This is a genomic window from Rhizobium sp. BK512 (assembly GCF_014194915.1).
Taxonomy (GTDB): domain Bacteria; phylum Pseudomonadota; class Alphaproteobacteria; order Rhizobiales; family Rhizobiaceae; genus Rhizobium.
In genome coordinates this window covers 112391-138316 of sequence record NZ_JACIAS010000014.1, presented here as the reverse complement: position 1 = coordinate 138316, position 25926 = coordinate 112391, and the positions used below count along the sequence as shown (strand labels likewise).

At 58.7% G+C, this 25926-nt stretch carries 26 protein-coding genes and 1 pseudogene; 13 read left to right on the top strand and 14 right to left on the bottom strand.

The window, feature by feature from the left end; genetic code table 11:
• Positions 1-168: 168 nt before the first annotated feature.
• From FHX06_RS34185 to catE, 6 genes are all read left to right on the top strand, one after another.
• A complete protein-coding gene (locus tag FHX06_RS34185; RefSeq protein ID WP_018114698.1) occupies positions 169-1047 on the top strand; it encodes a Ku protein in 879 nt (292 codons plus the stop codon).
• Between the two features lie 10 nt (positions 1048-1057).
• Positions 1058-1882, top strand: a complete 825-nt coding sequence (locus FHX06_RS34180; protein WP_018114697.1) for a Ku protein — start codon at positions 1058-1060, stop codon at positions 1880-1882.
• A gap of 232 nt (positions 1883-2114) precedes the next feature.
• Positions 2115-3320 carry an MFS transporter gene (locus tag FHX06_RS34175; protein WP_246715781.1) on the top strand — a complete coding sequence of 402 codons (1206 nt, stop codon included), beginning with the start codon at positions 2115-2117 and terminating at the stop codon, positions 3318-3320.
• A gap of 60 nt (positions 3321-3380) precedes the next feature.
• Positions 3381-3632, top strand: a complete 252-nt coding sequence (locus FHX06_RS34170; RefSeq protein WP_018114695.1) for a GlsB/YeaQ/YmgE family stress response membrane protein — start codon at positions 3381-3383, stop codon at positions 3630-3632.
• A gap of 737 nt (positions 3633-4369) precedes the next feature.
• Positions 4370-4867, top strand: coding sequence for a ferritin-like domain-containing protein (locus tag FHX06_RS34165; RefSeq protein ID WP_018114694.1), 498 nt, complete (start codon positions 4370-4372; stop codon positions 4865-4867).
• 75 nt (positions 4868-4942) lie between these two features.
• A complete protein-coding gene (gene catE / locus FHX06_RS34160) occupies positions 4943-7093 on the top strand; it encodes a catalase C (protein WP_029616394.1) in 2151 nt (716 codons plus the stop codon).
• Between the two features lie 186 nt (positions 7094-7279).
• Here catE and FHX06_RS34155 read toward each other — a convergent pair whose 3' ends face one another.
• A complete protein-coding gene (locus tag FHX06_RS34155; RefSeq protein ID WP_246715780.1) occupies positions 7280-7510 on the bottom strand; it encodes a hypothetical protein in 231 nt (76 codons plus the stop codon).
• A 533-nt stretch (positions 7511-8043) separates the two neighbouring features.
• Between FHX06_RS34155 and FHX06_RS34150 the strand changes: the two genes are divergently transcribed.
• A complete protein-coding gene (locus tag FHX06_RS34150) occupies positions 8044-8262 on the top strand; it encodes a hypothetical protein (RefSeq protein ID WP_018114690.1) in 219 nt (72 codons plus the stop codon).
• 606 nt (positions 8263-8868) lie between these two features.
• On the opposite strand, the pseudogene FHX06_RS34145 reads toward FHX06_RS34150, so the two are convergent.
• Positions 8869-9888, bottom strand: a pseudogene (locus FHX06_RS34145) (SDR family oxidoreductase).
• Between the two features lie 386 nt (positions 9889-10274).
• On the bottom strand, positions 10275-10439 hold the full coding sequence (locus FHX06_RS34140; RefSeq protein WP_018114688.1) for a hypothetical protein: 165 nt from the start codon (positions 10437-10439) through the stop codon (positions 10275-10277).
• 481 nt (positions 10440-10920) lie between these two features.
• Between FHX06_RS34140 and FHX06_RS34135 the strand changes: the two genes are divergently transcribed.
• The 4 genes from FHX06_RS34135 to FHX06_RS34120 all read left to right on the top strand — a co-directional run bounded on the left by FHX06_RS34135 (position 10921) and on the right by FHX06_RS34120 (position 12775).
• Positions 10921-11256 carry a DUF982 domain-containing protein gene (locus FHX06_RS34135; RefSeq protein ID WP_246715778.1) on the top strand — a complete coding sequence of 112 codons (336 nt, stop codon included), beginning with the start codon at positions 10921-10923 and terminating at the stop codon, positions 11254-11256.
• A 139-nt stretch (positions 11257-11395) separates the two neighbouring features.
• Positions 11396-11932 carry a response regulator gene (locus FHX06_RS34130; protein WP_018114687.1) on the top strand — a complete coding sequence of 179 codons (537 nt, stop codon included), beginning with the start codon at positions 11396-11398 and terminating at the stop codon, positions 11930-11932.
• A gap of 12 nt (positions 11933-11944) precedes the next feature.
• On the top strand, positions 11945-12178 hold the full coding sequence (locus tag FHX06_RS34125) for a DUF6894 family protein (protein ID WP_183851341.1): 234 nt from the start codon (positions 11945-11947) through the stop codon (positions 12176-12178).
• A gap of 63 nt (positions 12179-12241) precedes the next feature.
• Positions 12242-12775, top strand: coding sequence for a YidB family protein (locus FHX06_RS34120; protein WP_018114685.1), 534 nt, complete (start codon positions 12242-12244; stop codon positions 12773-12775).
• Positions 12776-13788: 1013 nt separating this feature from the next.
• On the opposite strand, the gene FHX06_RS34115 is transcribed toward FHX06_RS34120, so the two are convergent.
• From FHX06_RS34115 to FHX06_RS34105, 3 genes are all read right to left on the bottom strand, one after another.
• A complete protein-coding gene (locus FHX06_RS34115; protein WP_018114684.1) occupies positions 13789-14121 on the bottom strand; it encodes a hypothetical protein in 333 nt (110 codons plus the stop codon).
• A 131-nt stretch (positions 14122-14252) separates the two neighbouring features.
• Positions 14253-15242, bottom strand: coding sequence for an alpha/beta hydrolase family esterase (locus tag FHX06_RS34110; RefSeq protein ID WP_183882495.1), 990 nt, complete (start codon positions 15240-15242; stop codon positions 14253-14255).
• Positions 15239-15559 (bottom strand): hypothetical protein, encoded by a 321-nt coding sequence (locus FHX06_RS34105; RefSeq protein ID WP_018114682.1) that lies wholly within the window; start codon positions 15557-15559, stop codon positions 15239-15241. Before FHX06_RS34105 ends, FHX06_RS34110 begins: the two co-directional genes overlap by 4 nt.
• 100 nt (positions 15560-15659) lie before the next feature.
• Between FHX06_RS34105 and FHX06_RS34100 the strand changes: the two genes are divergently transcribed.
• Complete coding sequence (locus FHX06_RS34100) at positions 15660-17093, top strand: CYTH and CHAD domain-containing protein (RefSeq protein WP_112547287.1); 1434 nt, start codon at positions 15660-15662, stop codon at positions 17091-17093.
• A 110-nt stretch (positions 17094-17203) separates the two neighbouring features.
• Here the strand turns inward: FHX06_RS34100 and FHX06_RS34095 are convergent, their stop codons facing one another.
• The 7 genes from FHX06_RS34095 to FHX06_RS34065 all read right to left on the bottom strand — a co-directional run bounded on the left by FHX06_RS34095 (position 17204) and on the right by FHX06_RS34065 (position 24347).
• Complete coding sequence (locus FHX06_RS34095; RefSeq protein WP_183882493.1) at positions 17204-18145, bottom strand: OmpA family protein; 942 nt, start codon at positions 18143-18145, stop codon at positions 17204-17206.
• Positions 18139-19293, bottom strand: a complete 1155-nt coding sequence (locus tag FHX06_RS34090; protein ID WP_018114679.1) for a hypothetical protein — start codon at positions 19291-19293, stop codon at positions 18139-18141. Before FHX06_RS34090 ends, FHX06_RS34095 begins: the two co-directional genes overlap by 7 nt.
• The gene (locus tag FHX06_RS34085; protein ID WP_029616392.1) at positions 19293-20123 is read right to left on the bottom strand and encodes a hypothetical protein; all 831 of its coding nucleotides are present in this window, start codon (positions 20121-20123) and stop codon (positions 19293-19295) included. Before FHX06_RS34085 ends, FHX06_RS34090 begins: the two co-directional genes overlap by 1 nt.
• A complete protein-coding gene (locus FHX06_RS34080; RefSeq protein ID WP_113207539.1) occupies positions 20101-21549 on the bottom strand; it encodes a hypothetical protein in 1449 nt (482 codons plus the stop codon). Before FHX06_RS34080 ends, FHX06_RS34085 begins: the two co-directional genes overlap by 23 nt.
• 451 nt (positions 21550-22000) lie before the next feature.
• Positions 22001-22525, bottom strand: a complete 525-nt coding sequence (locus FHX06_RS34075) for a VOC family protein (protein ID WP_018114676.1) — start codon at positions 22523-22525, stop codon at positions 22001-22003.
• 100 nt (positions 22526-22625) lie between these two features.
• The gene (locus FHX06_RS34070) at positions 22626-23474 is read right to left on the bottom strand and encodes an alpha/beta fold hydrolase (RefSeq protein WP_113207538.1); all 849 of its coding nucleotides are present in this window, start codon (positions 23472-23474) and stop codon (positions 22626-22628) included.
• Positions 23475-23522: 48 nt separating this feature from the next.
• Complete coding sequence (locus tag FHX06_RS34065) at positions 23523-24347, bottom strand: oxidoreductase (RefSeq protein ID WP_183851338.1); 825 nt, start codon at positions 24345-24347, stop codon at positions 23523-23525.
• Between the two features lie 185 nt (positions 24348-24532).
• Here FHX06_RS34065 and FHX06_RS34060 point away from each other — a divergent pair, with 185 nt between their 5' ends.
• Positions 24533-25393, top strand: a complete 861-nt coding sequence (locus FHX06_RS34060) for a LysR family transcriptional regulator (RefSeq protein WP_183851337.1) — start codon at positions 24533-24535, stop codon at positions 25391-25393.
• Positions 25394-25416: 23 nt separating this feature from the next.
• On the opposite strand, the gene FHX06_RS34055 is transcribed toward FHX06_RS34060, so the two are convergent.
• Positions 25417-25839 carry a winged helix-turn-helix transcriptional regulator gene (locus FHX06_RS34055; RefSeq protein ID WP_113207536.1) on the bottom strand — a complete coding sequence of 141 codons (423 nt, stop codon included), beginning with the start codon at positions 25837-25839 and terminating at the stop codon, positions 25417-25419.
• Positions 25840-25926 lie beyond the last annotated feature (87 nt).

Sequence of the window (25926 nt, the reverse complement as noted above, 5' to 3'; positions counted from 1 at the left end):
GACCTGATAGACGCGGAACCACGTTACGACTGCGTCCAATAAGTTCGAGCTGTCCTCGGTGTCATCGGCCTCGTCCTCGTAATGCTGCGTCATATCCCTCCCCTTTGCCTGCTCGGAACGAAAGCCAGAACAGGGAGTTGATCGTAAGGTTCCCGATGGAGTTACATCATGGCTGCACATCGCGCTCAATGGAAAGGCCACATCAAGATCGGTGAGATCAGCTGTGGCGTCGGTCTCTATACGGCGGCCTCCACGTCAGACCGCATCACCTTCCACACCATCAACAAAGCCACGGGCAACCGGGTCCGCCGGGAATTTGTTGACAGCGAAACCGAAGAAACGGTTGACCGCGACGAGCAGATCAAAGGCTTCGACATCGGCGACGGCCAGTACATCATGATCGATCCGGAAGAGGTGACCGCTGTCATTCCGGATTCCGACAAGATGTTGGAAATCGAAGCTTTTCTTTCCTGCTCCGATGTGGACGACGTCTATTTCGACAAGCCGTATTACCTCTTGCCGACTGATGATGTCTCGGAGGACGCGTTCGCCGGACTGCGCGACGCACTCAAGGAAGCCAACGTAACGGCAATCGCCAGGACCGTTCTGTTCCGCCGGATGCGTACGGTCCTGATCCGGGCGCACGGACGTGGTCTCATCGCAACCACGCTCAACTTCGACTACGAAATCCGCTCATCGGAAGAAGCTTTCAAGGAAATGCCGGAGATCAAGGTCGAAGGCGAGATGCTCGATCTGGCCAAGCATATCATCGGCACCAAGAAGGGCGAGTTCGATCCGGCGGAATTCGATGACCGCTACGAAACCGCGCTGGCAGAACTGGTTAAGGCCAAAGCCGAGGGCAAGACGCTTCCCAAGCCCAAGCCCGTCAAGGTTTCCAAACCCAACGACCTGCTCAAGGCGTTGCGCGAGAGTGCGGGGGTGGGCGAGGCAAAACCAAAAAAGGCCGCCAATTCAAACGCCCGGAAACCTGGGAAGACTACTGGTCGAAAGTCGACCACCAGGACCGCACACAAGAAGGCCAGCTAGGAGGATCACCATGGCCCCGCGTCGTCCCTACTGGAGAGGCTATCTCAAACTTTCGCTCGTCACCTGCCCGGTTGCCATGAGCCCCGCGACGTCGGAAAGCGAAAAGGTTCGCTTCCATACCCTCAACAAAGCTAGCGGAAACCGTGTCGTCTCGCGGTACGTGGACGCGGTGACGGGAAGGGCCGTGAAGGACGAAAACGAGGCGAAAGGCTACGAGCGCGGCGAGAACGACTTCGTGCTGTTGACTGATGACGAGCTGGAATCGGTCGCGCTGGAAACGGTTCGAACGATCGATATCGAGACGTTCGTGCCCCGGGAAAGCATCGAATGGGTCTACCTTGAGACCCCACACTACCTCATGCCGAGCGACAAGATCGGCAACGAGGCGTTTGCAGTCATCCGTGAGGCAATGAAGGCCGAAAAAGTCCTTGGGATTTCGCGTGTGGTCATCGGCAGGCGCGAACGCGCTGTCGTGCTGGAGCCGCGTGGCGAAGGCATCGTGGTCTGGACCCTGCGTTTCGGCGACGAGGTCCGTCCTGAGAAAGAGTATTTCCAGGACATCGAAACGAAGTCCGACCCCAAGACCGTCATGACCATCAAAAGGTTGATCAAGCCACGGCTGAAGAAATGGTCGCCCTCAATGGTCACAGATCCCATCCAGGAAAGCCTGCTCAAGCTCATTGCCTCGAAGAAGAAAGCTTTGAAGCCGGCCAACAAGGCCAAAGGCAAGGCCAAGGAAGACGCATCCGATCAGCCTTCCAATGTCATCAACATCATGGATGCATTGAAAAAGAGCGTGCAAGCCGATCTCAAGGGCCGAAAAAAGGCTGGCTGACAATGCGGCGAATGGGGCGGTTACCGATTGTAAATCGGTTTGCATCGGGATTGGTGTCGTCGGGAGGTTCCGCGATCATCTTGAACAGGTCGCCGGCATGTTTACGAAGACGCAGACGGGCTACAGCCAATGCCGGAGTAGCCAGGGCCAGACCTTCCGCCAAGACCACGCTTACCAGAACAGCAATAATCGCCGCCCGATCGCCGCGGCCGGCCCTTGCTGTGGACCGAAGATGACCGCGCTTACACTGCCCGTTCTGGCCGCTGCCTTTCTGCTGAGCATGTACTTCCGCAGTTACTTTGGTGTGGTAGGTCCAGCTTTGTCCGCAGATTTGTCGCTGTCTCCCGAACAATTCGGCCGGCTCGCCTCGACGTTCTTCGCTTCTTTCTCGATCCTGCAGATCCCTGTTGGAATGTCGTTCGACAAATGGGGCGTGCGTGGTCCGATGGCGGCAATGATGAGTATCGGAGCCGCGGGGTCAGCGATCGTGGCCCTCTCGCCGGGCTACTGGTGCGCGATCACCGGCCAATCCTTTGTCGGGATCGGTTGTGCGCCAATTTTTATGGGCGTCCTTTACTATCTCGGGCGTACCAACGAGCCCGAGAGGGCGGGGCGGCTTTCCGCCACTGTCAGTGCCGTCGGCTCGGCAGGCGCCTTGCTTTCGGCCTCTCCACTGTCGTGGTTCGTCGAGGTATTCGGTTGGCAATCCGCTTGCTGGTTGGCGGCGGCAGCAATGGCTGTCAGCGCTGCGGCAGTCGCTTTCATGCTCGGACCGACACCGGCAAGCATTGAAGAAAGCGACCGGGATCAACGCCCTTGGTCGCTGGTATCGCTGTTCTATCTCGTCCCAGTGTGCTTCACCCTCTCGCTCGGTGGCACGTTTCGCAACGCATGGGCGGTGCCCTATGTCACGTCCGTATTCGGCGAGCATGTGGCGGTGGGCGCGATGCTCACCACGATCAGTGTCGTCGGCATCGTCACCAGCTTCATGCTTCCAATTGTTCTCATGCGGGTCCCCGGACGAACGATCGTGATATCCACCTACGGCGCCGGAGTGACCTGTGCCATCTTCCTCTCGTCTGCCCCGGGCTTCACCTTTCTTTCGGCCTGCGCCGGCTTGTCCGTTCTCTATGCCATGGGAAACGTGCATCCTCTCGTGATGACCGAGGCCCAAACTCTGATCCCGCCGCGCGTGCGCGGCTTAGCGCTTGGAGGACTGAACACGCTCGTTTTCCTTGGCGTCTCAGTGGCGTCAGTAGTTTATGGCGAAATCGCGGGGCTGTCGCTGTCGGTGCTGTCTTCCTACCGCGTAATCTTTGCGGTGAGCGCAGCAGTCATCGCCATGGCCATGTTTTGCTACATCGTGTTCAGGGGCAGAAATCCTTTGGTTTGCACAGACAGAGAGTTTGCAGACAACCGAGGTACCAAACGAGATTGACGATCCAGAACACAGCGCTACTTCCTCTTTATCATCAAGGACTTCATCAGGAGACTACGTATGGAACAGGCAGGTCTCGGCTGGATCGCGGCAATCATCATCGGCGGCATCGCGGGGTGGCTCGCAGAGCAGTTCATGAAGTCCAACATGGGCGTCCTCATGAACATCATTCTCGGGATCGTCGGCGCGATCGTCGCAAACGCAATCCTGTCTGTCTTCGGCGTGGTTCTCGGCGGCTGGCTCGGCTATCTGATTGCCGGCTTCATCGGCGCCTGCATTTTGATTGCGATCGCGCGGATGTTCCGGCGATGAAGCCATAGCCAGACAGGATATAGAGTCGAAACGATCACGCCACCTCCTGGACCGCACCTGAGAAGGAGCGTCGTCGCGTTACGCCTGACGGAACAAGCGCACCACTGGGCGTGACAGCGGTGGGCGGCGACCTTCTAGATCGTTCGATGCCAGGTCAGGCGAGTTGCCTTTAGCGGTCTATTCGACGGCCGCATTTGTCAATATTTCCGTTGAGGCGCCAAGCTATATCTACGAGCTCACGGCGCTGGCCGGCGAAAAGCTGGAGCCTTCCGCTGATCCACCTGAAAACCCTTGGCATCTTTACGCCGACGCCTCCCCAGCGCGCAGCCTCGGATTTTGAGCAGGCGTGAGGACGGTTTACCGGCCTTGCCAGAACAGATTATGTCAGTAACGGGTCGCTTGTGCGCTCGCTTATTCAGAGCAACCTCGGCCGGCCGTTTGCTTTGCTTCAAAGGTTTCCTCGGCTCGCCTGTGGCGCAGGATCGCCGAAAACACCGTCAATCGGACTTCTTCCTTTGTAGCGGATGCGTTTGAGCCATAAGATGATGACGGATGGCCGCCCCAACTAGGGTTCGCCGAAGCCGCGTGCGCCGCGAGTCCAGAATGTCCGCTCGATACGGGAACAATGTCCTGTTGCGTTGGTTCCTTTCACGCGCTGCCGCCTCGGCGACGGCGCCTGAACGCTCGTTCTTGCCGACGATCGCCAGTTACCCGCCAGAGCCAGACAGGAGGACATCATGGCCAGCACAAAAACGCTCGACGACCTATTTCTCGACACTTTGAAGGACATCTATTTTGCCGAAAAGCAGATTCTGAAGGCCTTGCCGAAGATGGCGCGCGCCGCCGACTCCGAAGAAGGCAAGGCAGGATTTCTGCGCCATCGCGACGAAACGCAGGGTCAGATCGACCGAATCGAGCAGGTGTTCGAGCTGCTCGGCAAGCCTGCCCGGGGCAAGACCTGTGAGGCTATCCAGGGCATCATCGCCGAGGGCGAGGAGATCATGGAAGAATTCAAGGGGTCTTCAGCCCTCGACGCCGGGCTGATTTCATCGGCGCAGGCGGTCGAGCACTACGAAATCGCCCGCTATGGCACGCTCATCGCCTGGGCAAAGCAGCTCGGCCTAAATGACGCTGTGCCGCTGCTCCAGGCAAACCTCGCTGAGGAAGAAGCAACCGACGAAAAACTGACGCAGCTTGCCATGGCGCAGGCGAACGCCAAAGGCAAGGCCGCTTAGGCGGGGCGTCGAAGGGGCCGTCCTTGGTGGGCGGCCCTTTTCATATTCAACATCCTAAATCTCAGGGGACATCCGATGGCCAAGCGAACGGCGAAAACCGCGACTATACCTTCAGCCGGGGACACAGTGACAATTCATGACCAGCAGCTCCATCGCGGCGATGGCGGTGAGCTTCATCAGATCGCCGAAGACGGACATGACATACTGACGACCGCCCAAGGCGGTCCGATCGCCGACGACCAGAACATGCTGAGGGTCGGTGCCCGCGGTCCAGCCCTGATCGACGACTTCCACTTCCGCGAAAAGATCTTCCACTTCGATCATGAGCGCATTCCCGAGCGGGTGGTCCATGCACGTGGCTACGGCGCCCATGGATTCTTCGAAACCTATGAATCCCTGTCGGACATCACGCGCGCGGACGTGTTCCAGCGAGCGGGCGAGAAGACGCCTGTCTTCGTGCGCTTCTCGACGGTGGCGGGAAACAAGGGGTCTGCCGATCTTGCTCGCGACGTGCGCGGCTTTGCCGTCAAGATGTACACCAAGGAGGGGAATTGGGATCTGGTCGGCAACAATATTCCGGTCTTCTTCATCCAGGATGCCATCAAGTTTCCAGACGTGGTGCATGCTGCCAAGCAGGAGCCGGACCGTGCCTTTCCGCAGGCTCAGACCGCGCACGACAACTTCTGGGACTTTATTAGTCTGACGCCCGAAAGCATGCATATGGTCATGTGGATCATGTCGGACCGGACTATTCCGCGATCTTTTCGGTTCATGGAAGGGTTCGGCGTACACACCTTTCGTTTCGTCAATGCCAACGACGAATCCACTTTCGTGAAATTTCACTGGAAGCCCAAGCTTGGCCTGCAATCCGTTGCCTGGAACGAGGCGGTCAAGATCAATGGCGCCGACCCGGACTTTCACCGACGCGATCTCTGGCAATCGATCCAGTCCGGAAACTTCCCGGAATGGGAATTGTGCGTGCAGCTGTTCGACCAGGATTTTGCCGACAATTTCGATTTCGACATCCTCGATCCGACCAAGATCATTCCGGAGGAAGTGCTTCCGGTTCGTCCGATCGGCCGTCTTGTGCTTGACCGCATGCCCGACAATTTTTTTGCCGAGACTGAGCAGGTCGCGTTCATGACCCAGAACGTGCCGCCGGGTATTGATTTCTCGAACGATCCGCTGCTGCAGGGCCGCAACTTCTCCTATCTCGATACTCAGCTAAAACGTCTGGGTGGGCCGAACTTCACACATCTGCCCATCAACGCGCCGAAGTGTCCATTCGCGCATTTCCAGCAGGATGGGCATATGGCGATGCGCAATCCGGTCGGACGGGTCAACTACCAGCCCAACTCTTACGGCGAAGGGCCGCGGGAGTCTCCGACACGAGGCTATCGTCATTTCCCTGCCGAGGAAAAGGGCCAGAAGGTTCGCCTTCGTCCGGAAAGCTTTTCCGACCACTATAGTCAGGCGCGGCAATTCTACATCAGCCAGACGGGAGCCGAGCAACGACACATCGCAATGGCGCTGACCTTCGAGCTTAGCAAGGTCGAAACGCCTGTGATCCGCGAGCGAATGGTATCGCATCTAATGAACATCGATGAGACGCTTGCTGCCACGGTCGCTCAAAAGCTCGGGCTCCAATCAATGCCGAAACCCGCCGACGCTGCCATGCCGACCAGGCAGGATCTCGACCCCTCGCCGGCGCTCAGCATCGTTGAACGAGGCCCAAAACGTTTCGAGGGTCGTAAGCTCGGGATCCTTGTCGCCGACGGCGCCGATGCAAAACTGCTCAAGGCCCTGACTGCCGCTGTGACAAGGGAAAAGGCGGTCTTCGAGATTATTGCCCCGAAAGTCGGTGGCGTGACCGCGGCGGACGGAAGCTTCATTGAAGCGCAGCATATGATCGACGGCGGCCCGTCGGTGCTTTTCGATGCGGTCGTGCTCCTGACCTCTCATCAGGCGATCGAGGATCTAGTCAAGGAAGCGACCGCACGTGATTTCGTCGCCGACGCGTTCCAGCACTGCAAGTATATCGGCTACGACCAATCCGCTCTGCCGCTGCTTGACAAGGCAGGTATCGCCAATGCCCTCGACGAAGGCACGATTGCCCTTTCAAGCGGTAAGGATGTCGCCAGTTTCGTTGAGGAACTTGGCAAATTGCGGGTATGGGGGCGAGAACCCTCCGTCAAGCTCGGCAAGGCCTCCGCGCCGATTTCCTGATGCAAAAGGGCGCGGATCAGTTTCGCGCCCTTCAAGTTCTCGCGGCTAGGCAGCGGCGATCAGGAGTGTGTCTCAACATGATCGCCGCGCCATAGCGCGTGTACGAGCGTTGTTGATCCCGGTATCGCTCAACAAACAGGATGTCTGTCCGGGCTTTCGCACCATGCTCGCAAGACCTTTAAACCACTAATGCACCGACTTCGACGTTGGCGCATTCACTCGTGTAGCCGAAATTCCGACATAGGTTCCGATAAGCATGGTCGATACGTCATCAAAGGTGCAATATCCTTCGTTGAAGAATTCGAGCGCTGCCGAACATAGGACATGGGAAGCCTGCTCGTCGGGACGAAGTTCGTAATAGCGATACCACGCCTGGACCGCCTCCGAGAGCATCCGGAATTCTTGATCGCTGTGCATATCCACGTGATCCATGGTGAGGTCTCTGAGCGGCGAGATAGGGCCGGCACTCTTCGCGTCAACCGATTGACCATAGGAACCGCGGTTGCTTTTCGTTCAGACCGCCGATCCGTTTGTCGACCAGAGGGTAAATGGGATATTGTCCCATTATATGTGAAGCAGACGGCGCGATACCAATGCGAGCGCAGGCCATAGGCTTCATGATACGCGGGCATCCTGCGTACGTCGACCTTTACAACCGCTGCAGACACCCGATCCAAACGAGCGGTGCCTAGCCCCGCGTTTTCAGAGCTGGATCCAAGCCACGCGGCGCATGTCTTCGATCGTGCTGTGTCCTGAGCAATGGCACGGAACCTTCTACTTCCTTGCTTGTTGGATCGACATGAACGACACCGAACGAAAAGCCAGCAAAGCCATGATCCGATACGTGCTGATGATATTCGTCATCGCGATTATCATTGCCGTAGCTTACCTGGCTTTGTTCACGCCCGGAAAGGCTGAGACGGTGTCGCCAGTGATGCGAGGAGGTCCGGATGCGATACTATATCTACGAGGTCCACACTGACGAGTCGCGTAACCGGCTGCTGAATGTGTTCAAAGACGAAGCTGAAGCCGGCGTCATGGAGCTGGAGCTCCAAAGCCATGCTCTGGAAACTGAAAACTTTTTTATCAAGATGTTTCCGGCACAGAACGTGGAGGAGGCACGGGTCAAGGCCGATGAGATGCGGCCAATACCCTTGATGCTCCACTGATTCCATGGCCTTCAAAAATGACTGGGGCGGCTTCGGGGCAAGCCTGGAGCGTAGCTTTCTTAACTTGCTCTCTCCGAATGAAGCCCCGTCCACATGCGCTTGCTGACCGTTGACGCAATGGCTGAGCTGTGGAAATGAGAAGAGTGAGCGCCACCTTTCTGCGAAACGAAGGCTACCTTTCTCACGGACGAGATTAAACGGGGCTGTGGGACTGCGCCTCCGGATGCCCCCATGCAAATGGAAACGCCTTTCGCATGGCGCCTTGAAACAAGAGATGGTCATCGCTGGCGCGAGTATCTTGAGGCCTGCTTTTCTTGCCCGATAAAGATCAAGCGTAAGGCCGCACGGTTTAAGCCGATGCTGGCGATCCATTGCTTTATGAAGTCGGTCTCGAAGACGTACAGTGCCCCTCTCCCTCAGTGGAACCGGGGTGGGGTGGCGCTTATTCGAGTATCAAATCATTGAAATAAAAAAGGCCCTCAGGCCGTGTGGCGCCTCCTTACGCGAAGGAGCCGATGCCGTTGGTCCGGCCAGTTTCAAGCGCGGAACGAAAGGTCTCCCTCACCGAGATCCGCGGCCCTTCCAAAGGGGACGATTGGCGGGGTTCTAATTCCAGCGACGCCGCCGAATTCGAGGGCGCCCGGCTGCGTAGATGCCGCTTAGAATCATTCCGAGGCCAAGCGCGGCTAGAGCCGCGCGCGCGTTTGATCCTGACACCGATCCGACCGTCTGCCTTGCCTCCCCGCCAAAGCGACCACCGATAACCTGCTTCGGATCGACTGGATTGAAGAGATTATCGGGTGGTCCTGAACGCTTCGGCTCGGCATCAAGCTGGCCTTTGAACGCGGTCGCGGCTGCCACTCGGTCGGTCACACCGGGAAATAGGAGCCCACCGAGGATCGTCTTTACCGTCGGCCGTCCAACCCAGAGTTCCCGAGGGGCAGTCAGCGCGCCCCGATAAACCTCAGCCGCCACGGCTTCCGGTGTGAACACGGGCGCGACGGGACGTGGCGCGTGGTGCATCTTGCATCTGGCCCAGCTGAATTGTTCCGTATTCACTGCTGGAAGGTGAACCATCGTGAGTTTGAGTGGCGAGCGCTCGTGAAGAAGCTCGCATCGCAATGCATCGACAAATCCTCGGATCGCAGCCTTGGCGCCGCAGTAGGCCGATTGCAACGGTATGGAGCGATAAGTCAGTGCTGATCCGATGCAGACGATTGTTCCTCGACCAGCGCGACGCATGTGCTTCAACGCGGTCTGCGTTCCATGCACCTGCCCGAGGTAGGCAACTTCGGTCACGCGCCTGAATTCATCTGGAGAAATTGTTTCGACGGTCCCGAACACGGTAACCATCGCGTTGTTGATCCAAACGTCAATTTTTCCCCATGCGCCGAGCACCCTTTCCGCCGCGGCTTCGATGGCGGCGGCATCGGCAACGTCCGCGGACAATTCGAGTGTCTAGCCGCCCGCCGCCTGGATCTCGGCTGCGACCGATTTGAGGCGTGCCCTCCCGCGCGCCAATAATGCGACACGCCATCCATGCCGTGCGAAGTTGAGCGCCACTGCTCGACCGACCCCAGCAGATGCACCCGTGACAACAACGACGGGTTTTTCCTTGACGATCATCGAGAGACCAAGCTCCTCGCTTCGTGTGAGGCTTGAACGCGAGCAAACGCGGTTCAAAAGTGCGAGGCTTAGGTAATATGCCAGGAAAACCTGGATAAGGGCATGTCTACGATACCGACCTTGGTTACCTCTAAAAAGCCTCAGGATCGTAATTTTGGACAAGATGAACCAATTAAAAGGGCTGATTTCTCACGATTCCCGCCAAGCGCTACGCGATGCCAGCGAAGCTATCCGGTCTACATTGGCAGGAGCTTGTTACTAGTTGCACATTCGAAGTCGCTCGACCTTGCTTAAGCTTCCGCAAGGCGCGCCGCGATCTCGCGACGCAAAAAAGGGCGCGGATCAGTTCCGCGCCCTTCTAATGTGTCCCGGCCGTCGTGAACAGGTTACTTTGAATTCTTATGGCTCTGTTCGCCAGCCTTGACGTGCTGTTCGTGCGTGCCGCCCTGCTTGCCGGACGAGCTAGAGCTCTTGTCGGACGACGATGACGCACTCTTGCTGCCGCCCGACTTTGCACCGCCTTTTGACTGCGAACCACTTGTCGATGCCATGATTTACTCCTCCTTTTTCGAGATCGGATTGACCCCGCCTTCTTAACTTCGCTTAACCTAATCTGTTCCTCAGGATATGGGGGCCATTACGTCTTCGACCTTCGCTGAAGCACGATCCGCGCCGTTCACAACCGCTCACGCTTTCCTCGCGCGCAAAAAACACTGTCGCTGGAGCAACCAGAAGGGCAAGACCCCCCGAAGACCTTGACGTGTTCCGTCAGTGCTTCCTCGCAGCGTTGTCATCGGTAACTGGCGCGCCTCAAGAACCGTCTGCGTCTTCTAGAGCTTGAAGTTCGTCATCACCTTCAGCGTGACGAACGTCGCACGTCGAGTTTCAAGATATTGCCGAGCGATCGGAGGCGGCAGGCTGGAGGCCTCAGTAGGTGCTCGTCGCGGTGATCGAGCGCGTCTATAACCGGGCGCTAATGATGGAACAAATGCCGAGGTTGAAAACGTCAACCGGAAGGGAGTCCTATAGATTATGCGGGCCGTGCCGCACCCTGCCTGTTTTTACACCAGTGAGCTCCTGAGCGGTCCGCCTGCCCCCACAGGGGAGGTTTTGACCCTTCAATTCCGCTTTATTGTAAGAACAGCGCGAGAAGCCGCAGACGCCTTGGTCAAGGGCTGGCCGTCTAGCGATGGCGAAGAGTATTTCGCCGCGATGAGGGCCGTGCGTCGATGTGATGATCGGGGATGCCAGTCCGCCACAGCTGCGAGAAGTCATCGTCACGGCGGCAGGCGAAGTGGGTGTCACTGTTGTCGCCGTGGTCCACTGATCAGACAAACAGAGATCAACGACCAAGCTCAGCCCAAGTAGTCGACCCGCCGCGCTCCACGCATGAAAAGGTGGCAACGGGAAGGCGCGATCGGCCGGCAAGGCTTCTCCTCCGGTTATGTAGAAAAGGCGCAGGAACCGTCTCGTCCTGCCGGCGTTCTGCTATCGATGGAGACGGTAGATGGATCAGGAAGAGTATAACTGGATAAGTCGCCGGGCGCATCAAATCTGGCAGGGCGAAGGCTGTCCGGACGGGCGGGATCGCGAACACTGGTCGCAGGCGGTCGCCGACTGGCAAGCGAGAGGCCATAGCGAGCCGCCTCTGGGTCCCGACGCTGGGACCTTTCCCGTCCGCAGGGTCCTCGTTGTGGACGACGAACCGCTCATCAGATTTGCGACAGTCGATGCGCTCGAGGAGGCGGGATTCGAGGTCCTGGAGGCCGGCAACGCCGACGAAGCTCTTGCCGTATTCGAAGCAACCCAGATCGACGCTGTCTTCACCGACGTTAACATGCCGGGTTCCACCGACGGGCTTGGCCTGATGACACGCGTCCGGGCGCGAGCGCCACAAACACGTGTCATCGTCACCTCGGGCCATGTCCGTCTTGGTGCGTTCGACCTTGCGAGCGGCGTCTCGTTCGTTCCCAAGCCGTACGATCATAGTGCGATTGTAGACATGCTTAAGGCGTCATTCGGTTCATTTCCCGGTCCCATTTAAGAAAGGGCACCGATGAAATTTTTCTTTCACCTCCGCGACGTGGACTCCTATGAAGAGGACCACGAGGGGATCGAATTCCCTTCGGTTGCGCAGGCCGTCGCCGAGGCAAGACGGTCCGCTCGGGAAATGGTTGCTGAACTTGTTTTGCATGACGACGTGGTCGATGGCCGATCCCTTGAGATTGCGGGAGACGACGGTTCAGTCTTGGCAACCGTAGCGTTCAAGGACGCTGTTCTTATGCAATGAAATCAAAATTACGAACATCTGCGGCCGCATCGGGCGTCCGCCGTGTTATGAAGGAGAAAAGCTATGATGAGTGGTCCTTTGAAGGCCCTGCTGGGCGTGATCGCGGTGGCTGGTTACCAGAACCGTGACAAGATTGGCGAATTGCTGCGCGGGATCCAAAATCCGCAACGTAGACAGGACGCCCGACCAACAACTTCAGGTGAAGCTCCAGGGGGCCTAGAAGGGATTTTCGGTGGGCCTGGTGGATTTGGCGATCTCCTTAGCGGACTGTCGACAGGCGGAATCTTAAGAGGTGGTCTCGGCGACCTGCTGAAGACGTTCCAGCAAAATGGTCACGGAGAAAAAGCAGAAAGCTGGATCAGTCCGAGCTCCAACGCTCCGATCGATGGTGGCCAACTAGGTGAAGCTCTCGGTCCCGACATTCTCAACGAACTTGCTGCGAAGACCGGCCTTTCCCACGAAGAGATCTTAGAGCGGCTAAGCAGCGACCTGCCGAAGGCTGTTGACGATCTGACGCCTGATGGAAAACTGCCAGACGGGGAAGACGAATTGCCCTCAGCCGGCAGTAACCCGGCCGGTTTCGGCACGAAGGTTTGATGAGCACGCCGGGCCGTTGGCAGAGCGACAGCCTGCGGGCGTGGTCTTGAGCGTCGGCTCGGCTCGGCTCGGACAGATTTACGAATCGATCCTTGCAGCTCGTCGGCTGCAGACGGTGACCGCCCGACGCGATGATGAATCGCGCATTGAGCTCGGGTTTTGGAAATCATCTTCGCGCGTGCTGTGGGTGTCCGCCCCTTTCTGGCACCCGTTATCTATCTGCCTGCGCGATCCCACAGAATGCAGCTCAAACTAGCCCGCCCCGGCAGGCCTTTTTTGTTCTATGGAGCGGGAACAAAACAAGGCTTTTCAAGTATTTGCCTTGGGACCGCGCGGGGGCTAGCTCGTCTACCCTTCCCTTCAAAGAAACCGTGCGGTCCCACCATACAAGCCTCTTCGGCTCTAGCACGATGCTTGACCCGCGTTGGGCTACTCCATCACCGGGTGATGACCGAACTTATGCCGCGATCGTCGACGGGAAGATCCCGACCGCTTTTTATTGTCCAGGATGACTGCGCGACGCGTTTCAGGATCTAATCGACATGCGGCGGTGGCTGGAGGCCCAAGAGGCACTCGTTTCGGTGCTGAGCGAACTGCTTCCTGTTGAGTGTTGGCTCCTGATGTAGCCGGAACACCATTGAAACATCTTGCAAGTTATGGGGGGCGTGCGGCGCCCTCCTTGTTTTTTAGGGCACTGAGATGCTGCGCGGTCCGCTTTTGCCCGAACCACTCCCGAGTACCGCGTAGAAAACCATGACCGTGGCTTTCGTTAGAGCGTGAAGGTGGAGCGATTGATCCATGACTGCGAGACCCGGCTCGCCGCCCCGTCAGCCGGCTGCCACCCGGGTCGTGATCAATGCAATCCGGGGCGGGTGTTCGTGATGCAGGACTAATCCACACGTACTTCTGACGGGGGCAAGAAATAAGGGCGTGCGCCGGCCCCATCTACCGGGTTCGATGGTCGGGCGTGCCGCCTCGGCTCCACCCTCAGCTGTTCGGGCCGAGCCGGATATCTAGGTTCGTTCGCCGCCTCGCCAGTAGCTGTCGATGATATGCTGGCCATTGTTGACAATCCGCTGACCGAGGTCGGGATCGCCGCCTTGCAGCGTATCCGGATCGCCGCCGCATAGACGGACGAAAGTCACCTGCTGAGCCGTGAACATGAAATAGTCTTTGCTGGTAGGCTCGAAATCGAGACCCGCCTCCGCAAGTTTTTCCGCGACTTCGGCTGCCGCGCCGTCGATTGCCTTGAAGACCTTTTCTAACATCGAGCGCTCTGCCGCCTCCCGGATCTCGAGGAAACGGCGCTGTTCGGACGTCTGCACGGAGCAGCTCTTCTCTGTCATATCTTCTCCATAAGTCATAGTTGGCGCCCATGGATGCGTTATCTCAGGTGGAGACGCAGTAGTCGCGGATGAAAGTCCGGAAGTTCAGCATTTTTGACGCTGCGCTCGCCAAAGTGACCAGGAAACGTCCGCTACGATAAACCCCACAAGCGCATCAGTTCGAGAGGAGCTGAAACGTCGGATGCAAGTACGAAAGGATCCTTCGGGTTCGACCGGTCACGCGCGCGCTTCTTGACGGGCAGTCCGTGGGCCAGGTCGGCGACGGAATAAAAAGTTACTGAGGATCCATGTGCAGTCCGCCAGGAGTGCAGTTCTCCCCAGGCCTTTTTCTGAATATGGCTCGATTCCCGATTGATGTTCATCGCTTCCAGCCACTGGTCGACGCTCGCGTTTGCGTTCTTTGGATTTACGACGCTGTCGGCCGTGCCGTGCCAAATGCTGATCGAAGGCCATGACCGCCGCTCGGGAGAGATGCCGACGATGCGGCTGCCCCATCCTTCAGCGGGTGTCGGAGCACCCGCCCTCATCGCGCGAAGAGCCGACATCGCCTCGCGAGCAGCGCCGACCGGCATTCCGGCGACGATCGCTGCGCCTGCAAAAAGATCGGGATAGGTAGCCACCAAGACTGCGGTCATTGCTCCGCCTGCCGAAAGGCCGACAACGAAGACCCGTTTCCGATCGACACCATAACGCTTGCCCGCGTGTTCGATCATCTGCCTTACGGAGAGCAGCTCGCCACGATCGCGGGCGACAGAGCTCGGCCGAAACCAGTAGAAGCAGCCGTGCGGATTGTTGCTCTTCGACTGCTCGGGATAGACGACGACGAAGCCCTTTTCTCTTGCGAGACGGGAAAAGCCGCTCGCAGCGTCCAGGCTCTCGGGCGTCTGGCCGCACCCGTGAAGCACGACCACCACCGGCGGGCGCTCAGGCAGCTTGGGCGGCGCGAAAAATTTCATCACGAGCCGTCCCGGATTGCTGCCGAAGCCCACGATCGTCTCGAGCCGTTGCGGCGCCTTGCGCGTTCGCCGCCGGCGCGGCGGCTGCAGAACGGCTTCGACGAGCCTGACAATCTTCTTTTGTGACCGTATCGCCCTCGACAGGGATCTGGAACCGATCTTCAAGAGGCGACCGCTTCCAGCTTTGCGAGCAAGGCCCGCAGGCCCGGCTGGCTTTCCTCGCCGACGGCGACCTTAAGTGAACACCATTTCTGCCTGCGCACCGTCTTCTCGGGGAATTCCGTAGAAAGTCCGGTGGCCTCGAGGAGGCGAACGGCAACGAGATGGCCCTTGGGTAAGCCCCAGCGACCATTTCTTTGGCTGCCGATCAAAAGGATGCAAAGCACGCGCTTGCCGTTGCGACGATAGCAGATGGCTCCAGCCTGCGCGACCCGGGACCTTGCCGTCGGTGTCGAGGAAATGAGCGGGTTGTCCGCGAGCATGTTTTCGATTTCTTCCTACGTTTCATCAAAACGATGTGGCACCGAACTACGACAGGTGGGTCGGCGTTTAACAGCTTCCACTATCAACCGGAGTTCATCTTTGTCGTCAGAAACCGAATTGAAGATCGATCTTTCGGAGGAAGCTCTCGAGCGCCTTGTTGGTTCCCATCTGCTAGGCGAGGCCGGACGGATTATCGAGCAGCGATCAACATACTTCGATACCCCGGATCGCAGGCTTTGGCGGGAAGGATGCACGCTTCGCATCCGTAAGGTCGGCGAAGCGCGCATGCAGACCGTCAAAGCCACCGGACCCGCACGCTCACTGTTTGCGCGGTCGGAGTGGGAAACGCCCGTCAACCGAGACGAGCCCGTCGTCGATCATACCAGTCCCCTCGCCGGCGAGTTCGGCAGCGAGCTCAAACTGGAACCGGTGTTCGACGTCGTGGTTGAACGGCGGCAATGGGATATCGAGGAGAACGGCTCGCGCTTCGAAGTCGTTGTCGATCAAGGAGAGGTTGTCGCCGGCGACCGTCGCTCCCCGATCCGCGAGGTCGAGGTCGAACTTAAAGACGGAAACCCGAGCGACCTTTTCGTCTTCGCGCGAAGGATCGACGCCGTCACGGGCTTCCGGTTTGGCGTGCGCTCGAAGGCTGAGCGAGGCTTCGCGCTCGTCGAAGCTCAGAAACTGGTCTTCAAGTCAGAACCTATCCATCTCGACCCGGACATGAATGCGGCTGCGGCATTCCAAGCGATCGCCGTTTCCTGTGTCCGGCAATTCCGATTGAATGAGGACGTGCTCCTCCAGAAGCGGAACTCGGAGGAGCTGCATCAGGCCCGCGTCGCTCTTCGACGGCTGCGGTCGGCTTTCTCCCTTTTCAGGGAGCTCATCCCGAGCGACGAAGCGCTTAGGCTCAAGGAAGACCTGCGATGGATCGCCGCTGCGCTCGGGGAGGCGCGAAACGTCGACGTCCTGCTCGCCAAGGCAGAGGATGCCGACCTTGTCCTCAAGCTCAAGTCAGCCAGGGACGTCGTTTACCGGGATGCAATTGAAGCATTGAATTCTCCGAGGTCACGGGCCCTGATGCTCGGCCTGATAGAATGGCTCTGGAGCAGGGACTATTCTTCCGGAGACATACCTGGCGCTCGTGATTTTGCAGCGCGCGCGCTCGACAAGCTGCGCAAACGGATAAAGAAGGGCGGGCAAGCGCTGGCGAAGATGGACGACGAGCACCGTCACGAGGTTCGCAAGGACGCGAAGAAGTTCCGGTATGCGGCGGAATTCTTCGCATCGCTGTTCGACGACAGACGAGGCGCCCGTCGACACAGGAAATTCCTCGCTGCGATGGAACTGCTTCAGGATGATCTTGGCAGCCTGAACGATCTTGCGACCGGCCCCGATGTACTGCAGAAGCACGGTCTATCGGACCACCCGGCGAAGGATTCGGTCCTTTCCCATGCAGACAAGGAGGCGTTGATCCATAGGGCGCAAGCGTCGGTCGATGAGGTGCTCGATACGAAGCGGTTTTGGAGATAGCAGCACCGCCTTGGTGGTTTGGCGAGCGATGCCGCGATGGACGAGCGGCCAAGTCTACGTTACGAGCCGCCATTGTCACTCGCCCCACCGAAAGCCAAGATTGGCCCAAGTCAGGGCTGCAGGGATTCGGCGCGACGCCTGATCCTGATCTCGATACGACGCCGTTCCTTGACGTTTCCGGCCCGTCCACTGGTGAGCGTGTCGCCGGGAATGACCAGCTGCGCAGCTGACATCGGCAAGACGGTCACGTCCTTCAGCTTACGATTTGCCTTTAGGATATTTGCAACGGCGATCGCCCGCGCGAGACCGAGCCCGGCGTTGTCGGCTGGCTGAAGCGTCTCGACCGGAAGCGCGCCGTCGATCACTTCGATCGATGCGTCGTCGAGATTGGACATGCTCCTGGAAAGGCGCTGTTCGTCCGTATGTCCGATCACCTCGATCACATCGACCTTGTAGCGCTCAAGATTGTCGGCGATCTGGTCGGCGATCGATGTCTCAAGCCTGTCTTCGAACTCCGGTGTCAATGCGGCGCTACCTGACGTGAAATAATAGCCGCCGGCTTCGGAAAGGTTGATGATCGGTGGCCACTCATGGGGTTCGGTCTGACCGTGTAACAGCTGTTCGAGCCGGTCACGAGCCTGGTCGAGCGGGATATTATTCGCCACCAGCACCTTTCCGACCGCCGCAAGCTTGGCGAGATCAGCGGGGCTCGCATCATTCATTTTCAGCCTGTCTATGATCTGTCGGGCAGAGACGAGCTCGCGCCATTCGCTCTCGAATTTGACCCGATCGGCTGCCGACATGTTCGCGCCGAGCTTGGACTGTGCCTCGACAAGCTGGGCGGAAAGTTCCTTGTTCTGCTGTTCCAGCTGGGCGAGCCGTTGCTCGGCGTCCATCCGGTGCCTGCGTTCGGCCGTGATCATGGCGGCCGCGACCAGCAGCAGGCAGAAGACCAGCAGAAGCATGGATTCTGCCATCGTCAGCCCCAGAATGAGGCCGCGGTTATAGCCCTTGTGTTCCAGCTTTGGACCTGCGCTTGCCCTTGTCACCATTTGAACAACCGTCGCTTCGGCTCGCCCGGCGCTGGATTGGCTTTCGTCCTTTCAGGTGCCACCGACACCGGTTCTGTATCCACGGTCTTGTCCTCGCCCGCCACTATATCCTCGACAACCTCTGGGATTCTCGCAAGGCTGGACGACGACGAACCGTTCCGGTCACGCTCGAGAGCTTCGGCGATGCGATCGAGTTTGCTGTCGATGCTGCTCAGTGGCCTGAGCGCGTCGTCCACCGTAACAGTCTGCAAGCGCGTCTGCGCCATCACCTCCTCCATCCGCCGCAGATGGGCATCGGTCATGTCCCTGATGGCATCGATCGTGGGGGTCAACTCGAACCGGATCACATCTTCGGGCGGCCTGATCTCTCCAAGACGGGTCCCGACGCCCTCAACCGCAACCCCGAACCGGTCGATGATCGTCGAAAGTCTATCCGTGGTCTCGTTGAGTTTGCGACTTGCTTCTGCGGCCTGATCGGTCACCGAGCGATTGTGATCCCCGATGATCGATGAAAGCCTGGCCGCGGCTTCCTGGATCGGGATGATCGCCTCCTTGGTGATAGATTCGATCACCTTGCGGATTTCCTCGCCGTTTTTTTCCGCCTGACGACCGATCTCCTCGAAGCCCTCCGTCAACATCTGGTTGCTGACCCTGCGGTAGTTGGAGAACTCGCGGGCGGACGTGTCGAGCTCGGTTCGCACCCGCCGCGTCATTTCCGCAAGCTCGTGACGGGCGCTGCGTTCGATGTCGATTGGGTCGCGGCGCATCTGGTTGAAGAGGATGCGGAGTGTGACGCCGGCGATCGTCGATGTGACTGCGATCCCGAAGTTGCGCACGATCGTCTCGATCGACGTCTCGCCAGCAAACAGGTAGAGCGATACGCCAAGGCTCGAGAGGGTGAACAGAAACCCCATGTAATAGAGGTTGTCGCCGGCCTGCTCGTTGTGCAGGCGGAAACCGGCAAGCGCGATCGATGCCAGGAAATAGACCGCCATCAGCACCAGGGGCACGGCGGTCACAACAAGGGTCGACCAAGCCGCGAGCTTCGCCGTCCAGATGAAGATCATTCCCCCAATCGTCACCACTGCAAACAGCACAACAGGCGCCCAATCGCGAAATGCGGTTCTTCCTGTCTCGTTCGACGCCATCACTCCAGTCCCTCCAGACGGGTGAAACCTGCGAACTCTCCGTTGTTCTTCTCCACCCAGGATTTCCAGAATGCCGCCAGGTCCTCCATCTTGAACTTTTGGCCCGGCCGCTGGAACGCCAGGATCCTGACCTGCACCCCATCCAACGAGGTCCTGAATTTCTCGCGCGCAGCACTGCTGTCGAATTTGGCGATCGAAACGCCGTCGCGATAGCTGGAAAACGCCGCAGTATGTTCGACCATGTCCGAGGCAATGTACAAGGTTTTCGGAATGCCAGCAGGCAAAGGCTGGAAGGCTTCGAGGTTAATGCGCTGAATGCCGGCCATGATCGGCGAAAACTCGCCTGAAGCGCCAGACCCGAGTTTTCCCGCGATGTCGTCGAGCGGCTTCTGGAAACCTTTCTCCCAGCGCTGCTGCACGAGCTTCGGATTGCTGGTCCACTCGTTGGCGAGATCACCGCTGCCCGGATTGCAGCCGTGGAAGGTTCTTTGAAGCTCGCCTTCCTTTTCGGTCAGCGCATAGACGTCGATCGCACCGCTGACGGGGACGCCAGACACAAGCCGCTGGAACTGGTTCTTCAAATCGAGGGACGTCGTGCCGGAAATCGGATCCGTGACATCAAGAAGGACGGCGGTCTCGCTGGTCGGACCCGTCGTCGGGCAGAGCGAGGCCTTGTCGAGCGAGACCGCGGACATCGCCTGATACTTCAGCCACCCAAAAGCGCCGATCATGGCCAGTGCCACTGCCGACAATGCAATCGTCGCCACCACAGCACCCGTCGAAAAGCCGCCTTTCCTTGAACGACTGTTACGCCGCCTGTTCCGCGCCAACGCCCGCCTCCGGGAATAGATTGTCCAGTCTGTGATACTGCTCGACGGCGACCTCGAAGGCAGAGCCGATTTTCCTGATCTGATCGCTGAGTTCGGCCTGGGCGACCTGGACGCGTTCCGACAGAACGCGATCGTCCCATTCCCCGCTGATTTTGAGGACCGGTACAATCCGCTCCAGCGTGTAGGCGCTCGTGAAGTACAAAGGCTCCGGTTCGCTTCTCGCGGCCCGGTTCGCCTCACGATAAGCCGTCAAAACAGCATTCGCCGTGCGCTCGAGATGACCCTGGTACTCGGCAAACAGCCCAGCCGTACGGATTCGGTGGGCGATGATCGCGGCCGACTCCTGCCGGCGCGTGCTCAGGTCTCTGACGATCTCCTCGATCTTGTCGTTGTGGTCGTCGCGAATTTCCCGAAGGTTGTCGATCAGATCAAGCTTTCCGGAAATGTAGTTTCGCCGCGCCTCGTCCAGCCGACGTTGGACGCCAGCAAAACCCGGATACGGGTCTGTGAGCATGCAGCCGTCAATAAACGCCAGGATCGAGAAAAAAATGCCGATCGCAAACAGCATCCAGGAATTCAATTCGCTCAAACCTAGCGGGTTTTCGCGGATCCGGCGGACGACTTCGGTCCCGGCCCCGTCGAGGATCGTGGCCGATACTTCGCGATAATGGGCGAGCGCAATATTCACGGCAAGCGCAACGACAATATAGCCGACCAGGCCGAACAATCCGCCGAGCTTCATGAGCCAGGACCGGTGCACAAGATTGCGAACGCAGAAGAAAGCGAATAGCAGTGCAGCGCCAATGTTGAGGACGGCAAAGACGACCGCCTCGGTTATGCCGCCGATGATGCCCTGTTCGCTGCCCTTGGCCAGAAAGTTGCCGTTCATGACGATCTCGATTAGGACGAGAACGATGAGCAGCGCGATCTTGACGCTCGTTGCGCCCGCACTCGGGACCTTTGCCGCGCGATCCAGCCGATGCTGCCTCTTGAAAGACCTCATTTCGTCCTCGGCAATCTTGAGATCGCGGCGCAAGCCGTGGAGTTCGTCGACGCCGCTGGCGATCTCGGCCTTGAAATCCGAAAGGCTAGAGGCGTTTGCCTGCCGGATCAGCCCGAACTGTCCCTCGAAATCGAGATTGCGCAACCGCCCGTCGAAGGTCTGGAACTGATCCTCAAGCAGCTGATAGGCGGACGCTTTTTCCTGCTCGATGCGACCGACGATCCGCTGTTCGACCTCATCGAGGAACTGGGCCGATGACGCCGGACGATTGGCCCTGCCGTTCTCGTCTCCCTTTTCGCGCACATCCAAGGTCTGGGTAAGCTTGTCCGTATCGAGTGACGGGAAAATCTCGGTCGATGCCCGGAAGTCGTGGCTGGATTCGCGAACGCTGGTCCAGAGCTTGTTCAGTGCGTCAAACGGCAATGCATCCTCGTCGGAAACATGATTGCGAAAATCCTAACATGCAATGCGTAGCGTAGTGGTTGTGATCGGTCCAGCAGCAGCATCCTCTTAGAGGGTTTAATTGCGGACCACGGTTAATCTGTGTCGTGTCGGCTATCCTGTCGCTTTAATCCTCGAATTCTCACCGCGCCATCGGATGGCGCCCGCGAAGCGACCATCTACAACAGAGTCCACCCGGGCTCGACCTGACGTGCAACGGTGGGAATGTCCACGCAGTAGATATTTCGACAGTCGAGCGTGTTTGGACCCCGATTATCGCGTGCCACTGCTTCAGCGTGTCCGATTTCCGCTGGAGGGCTTAGCATGCTCTTTGCTTTTAATTCCGCCGTGGCGGGATGATAAAGGCCTGATCGGGCCTCAAGGAGATGGTGGGATAATCGCTGCCGCTCGTCCCCAACAAAGAACGCTCGGCCTAGTCCTGCCACCGGCGCAGATCCGTCTGGTCGTGATAGCCCATACGGTCGGGCGTGGTGATAAATTCAATCGTCGTGCCCCATGGCATGCGGCAGTAGCAGACCTTGTTTCCAGGGCCTTTTTCGGTTGCGTAGGGTATAGCGCGCGGCGCGGTAAGAGAGGTGCCTCCAGCTTTTTCAAAGCGTTCTACCGACGCGTCGATGTCGTCGGTGTAGACACCGAAGTGAGTAATCCCAAAGTCGCTCGCTCGAACCGGCTTGGCTTGTGCGGGGCCATGCATTTCAAAGAGCTCGATGTCAGGTCCGGTACCGATCTTGACCATCGCCTGTGCGCGCACGACCGTTCCGGGGAAAGCACCGGTAGCCCGTTCGAAGTCGGGTCCCTGACGCGGCGCATCCCGCGGTCCGAAGGACTGGTAGATCACCTGACCGCCGAAAGCTTCCACCAAGAACGATTTTGCTGCTTCGATGTCGGGCACTGTGATGCCAATATGATTGACGCCGCGAATGACAGGTGCGGTCATGACAGTTTCCTTTCTTATTTAATCGATCGAATGCGGTAGGTGCGGGCGCAACTTGCCCGCAGCGTCGCGATCCGCCCCGCGACGGGGCGGCCGCAGAGTTTCAGCTGGCCTTGAGGAAATCGATGAGAGCGGCCGCCACTTCTGCCGATCGCTCGTCCGCGACATAGTGGCTGCACCGCTCAATCGAGCCGCCCGTCACATTGCTGGCGAACTCCTTCAGCATCGGGACCATATGCGCACCGAAGCGCTGATCCCCGCCGAGACCTAGTACTGGTATCTCGAGCGGTCGCTTCTTGTACTCCAGCGCGGCCGCATGATCGCCGGCGAGGGTACGATACCATTCCATGCCGGCGCGCGTGCGGCCAGGAAGTGCCAACGCTTTCGCGTAGATCTCGATGTCCGCCGGATTGAAGGTGCTGTGATCGTAGAACCGCTCAGCCATGAAGGTCGAAACATAGTCATATTCACGGCCATGGATCAGGCGCTCGGGTAGATCCCGGTTCATATGGAAGCTGAAGTGCCAGAGCCTTGCGATCGTCGCCTCCCATTGCGTCCAGCCGGGAAGCGGAACGTCGAGCACGGCCAGGTGGGTGACAGCCTCCCGATAGATGGCGGCCTGCGGCAATGCCACCATTCCGCCAATGTCATGACCGCACACGGCGTAGCGTTCATGCCCAAGGGCAAGCATGACCTCATGCGCGTCGCGCGCCATCGTCGCTTTGTCATAGCCGTCAAGCGGGCAGTCGGAAAAACCCGCGCCCCGCAGATCCATGGCCACCACGCTCAAATGCTCGGCCAGCAGCGGCATCACATGGTGCCATTCCCACCAGGTTTCCGGCCAACCGTGCAGGAGAAGGATCGGCGGGCCTGAGCCCCCAGTGGCGGCGTTGATCTTGATCCCATTCGCCGGCACCAGTTGCTGGGTAAACCCCTTCAGAGTTGCGATCATGGTCACTTTCCAGTCGATGTTGACGTTAGCAAAGCTCGCGGCCAGCGTTCAGGGCTGGTCGAAATCGGTGGCGATCGTGATGTCGCGCCATGCGTCGATATCGCTGCGGAAGGAAGCCAGCTTTCGCTCAGCGATCGAATGCGCGATCTGGCCGAGCGGCAGATGAAGCGGAGCGTCATCGGCGTCGACTGCCTGCAGGATCACCGAAATCGCCTTGTCGGGATCGCCCGCCTGATTGCCGTTGTTGGTTGCGCGATAATGCCTACGCGAGCTCGCGGCGTATTGCGGCATCTCATTGGCCGCCATCGTGATCGAACGGCCAAGGAAATCGGTGCGAAACGGCCCGGGCTCGACGATCAGCACTCGGATGCCGAACGGCTTCAGCTCGCCGGCGAGCGCTTCGGAAATTCCTTCTACGGCGAACTTGGCGGCATTGTAATATCCGGCACCGCCGCTGCCCGCGATGCCTGCGCCGGACGACATGTTGACAATCGTTCCGCCTGAACTTCGCAGGACGGGCAGAGCGGCTCTCGTGGTTTCAATCAGACCAAAGACGTTCACCTCAAACATCGGCCGATATTCTTCGGGCGTGCCTTCCTCGATCGCGCCGAACAGTCCGTAACCGGCATTGTTCACGAGCACGTCGAAGCCGCCGAAAATCTCGACCGCCTTTGCGGCCGCGGCCTCGGCTGCCGCCGCATCCGTCACGTCGAGCGGCAAGGTGATCATGCGGCCGTCGAAAGGCTCAGCCATTTCTTCGATCGTTTTAAGATTGCGGGCCGTGGCGATGACCTGATCGCCGCGCTGTGCTGCAGCGAGCGCGAGCCGGCGGCCGAAGCCGCTCGAGCAGCCCGTTATGAGCCAAGTTCTCATTATTTTGTCTCCGAGGTTAAGTTCACACGACACCCAAGGCGCGTTTCTTTCACTTGAGCGCCCTGATGAAAGTCGTCGGGACTGCATAAGGCGCGCCTTTACGATGACAAAAATCTAGGTGTTTAGGTTTGTTCTTTAAGTGACAGAATCGTATTCTCGGCGTTCAGTTTTGTTAGGGGCGTATGATGGAATGGAGTGACGTCAGAATCTTTCTTGCAATTGCGCGATCCGGCACGCTTGGCGGTGCCGCGCGTTCTCTTCAAACGAGCCATCCGACCGTCGGAAGGCGACTGCGCGCACTTGAGCAGGCGATCGGGCACACGCTCTTCCAGCGGACCGCCGACGGTCTCGTGCTGACCGAGGAGGGCCACGGGATCATCGCGCTGGCGGAGCAGATGGAAGAGGGCGCGCTGGGCATGGAGCGCCGGCTTGCGGGGCTGGAGCAGAATCTCAAAGGCAGTCTGCGCATTTCATCAGCGGACTGGTTCGGGGCCTACGTGCTGCCTTCCATCCTGGCGGATTTTTCCAACGCCTACCCCAATATCGACGTCGAGATCCTGACGGGCACGCGCCTGTTCAATCTCGCCCAGCGAGAGGCCGACGTCGCCTTTCGTATCGTTCCGTTCAACACTGCCGATGTCGTCCAGCGGCGGCTATTCACGCTCCAATACGGCGTCTACATCGCCGAGGATTCGCCTGCTCCCAAATATGGCGACGGAACCGGTTTCCGGCTGATTACACATGATACATCTACCGGTCAGTTCCCCGATATCGATTGGCTCATCAAGAGTTTCCCCAACGCGAGACCGATCCTGCGATCGAACAACCGCAACGTCCAGGGGCGCATGTGTCGGCAAGGTGTCGGGATCGCCGTGTTGCCTCGCGTAGTCGGAGATCAGATCGCCGGTATCCGCAGGCTGGAACTTTCAAAGTCGCCGCCGGCGCGAGATATCTGGATGGGATATCACCGGGACCTGAGACGTCTTCAGCGTCTTCGCGCGTTCATCTCGACCGTGTCTGCCCATCTCGTAAATGCAGGCGCGTGATATGCGATCAGGCCGAGCATCCGCTAGCCTCGACCCCGATCATATTCTTCTTGCGCGCGCTCAAGCTCGGAACCGTAGGTCATGGACCACGCATAGAGCGCTTCGAACGGTTGCTGAAGGGAGCGACCGAGCGAGGTGATGGTATATTCGACGCCAACCGGCGTCGTTGTTGTAAGCACTTCACGGTGGATGAGCCCATTGCGCTCCAGCCGTTTCAACGCGTCGGCGAGGGCTTTGTGCGTAATCCCGTCAAGACGACGCATGATCTCGTTGAAGCGTGACGGTTTGGTACATAGTACAGTCAGGATAAGGACAGACCACTTGTTAGCGATCTGCTCAAGCACCGGCCGCGCCTTCTCAACGTCCAACAACGTCTCGGCGGAAACAGCCTTGTGGCCAGGAGACGAGCAAGCTTTGATGAGCGGACCTTCGTCTGTTGTGGGCATCGGTATACACCTCGATATCTGCTTTACATATAGTGCGTAATTGACCGTAGGTATAGAGAATATATCTTAGCGCCATCAGTCTTGATG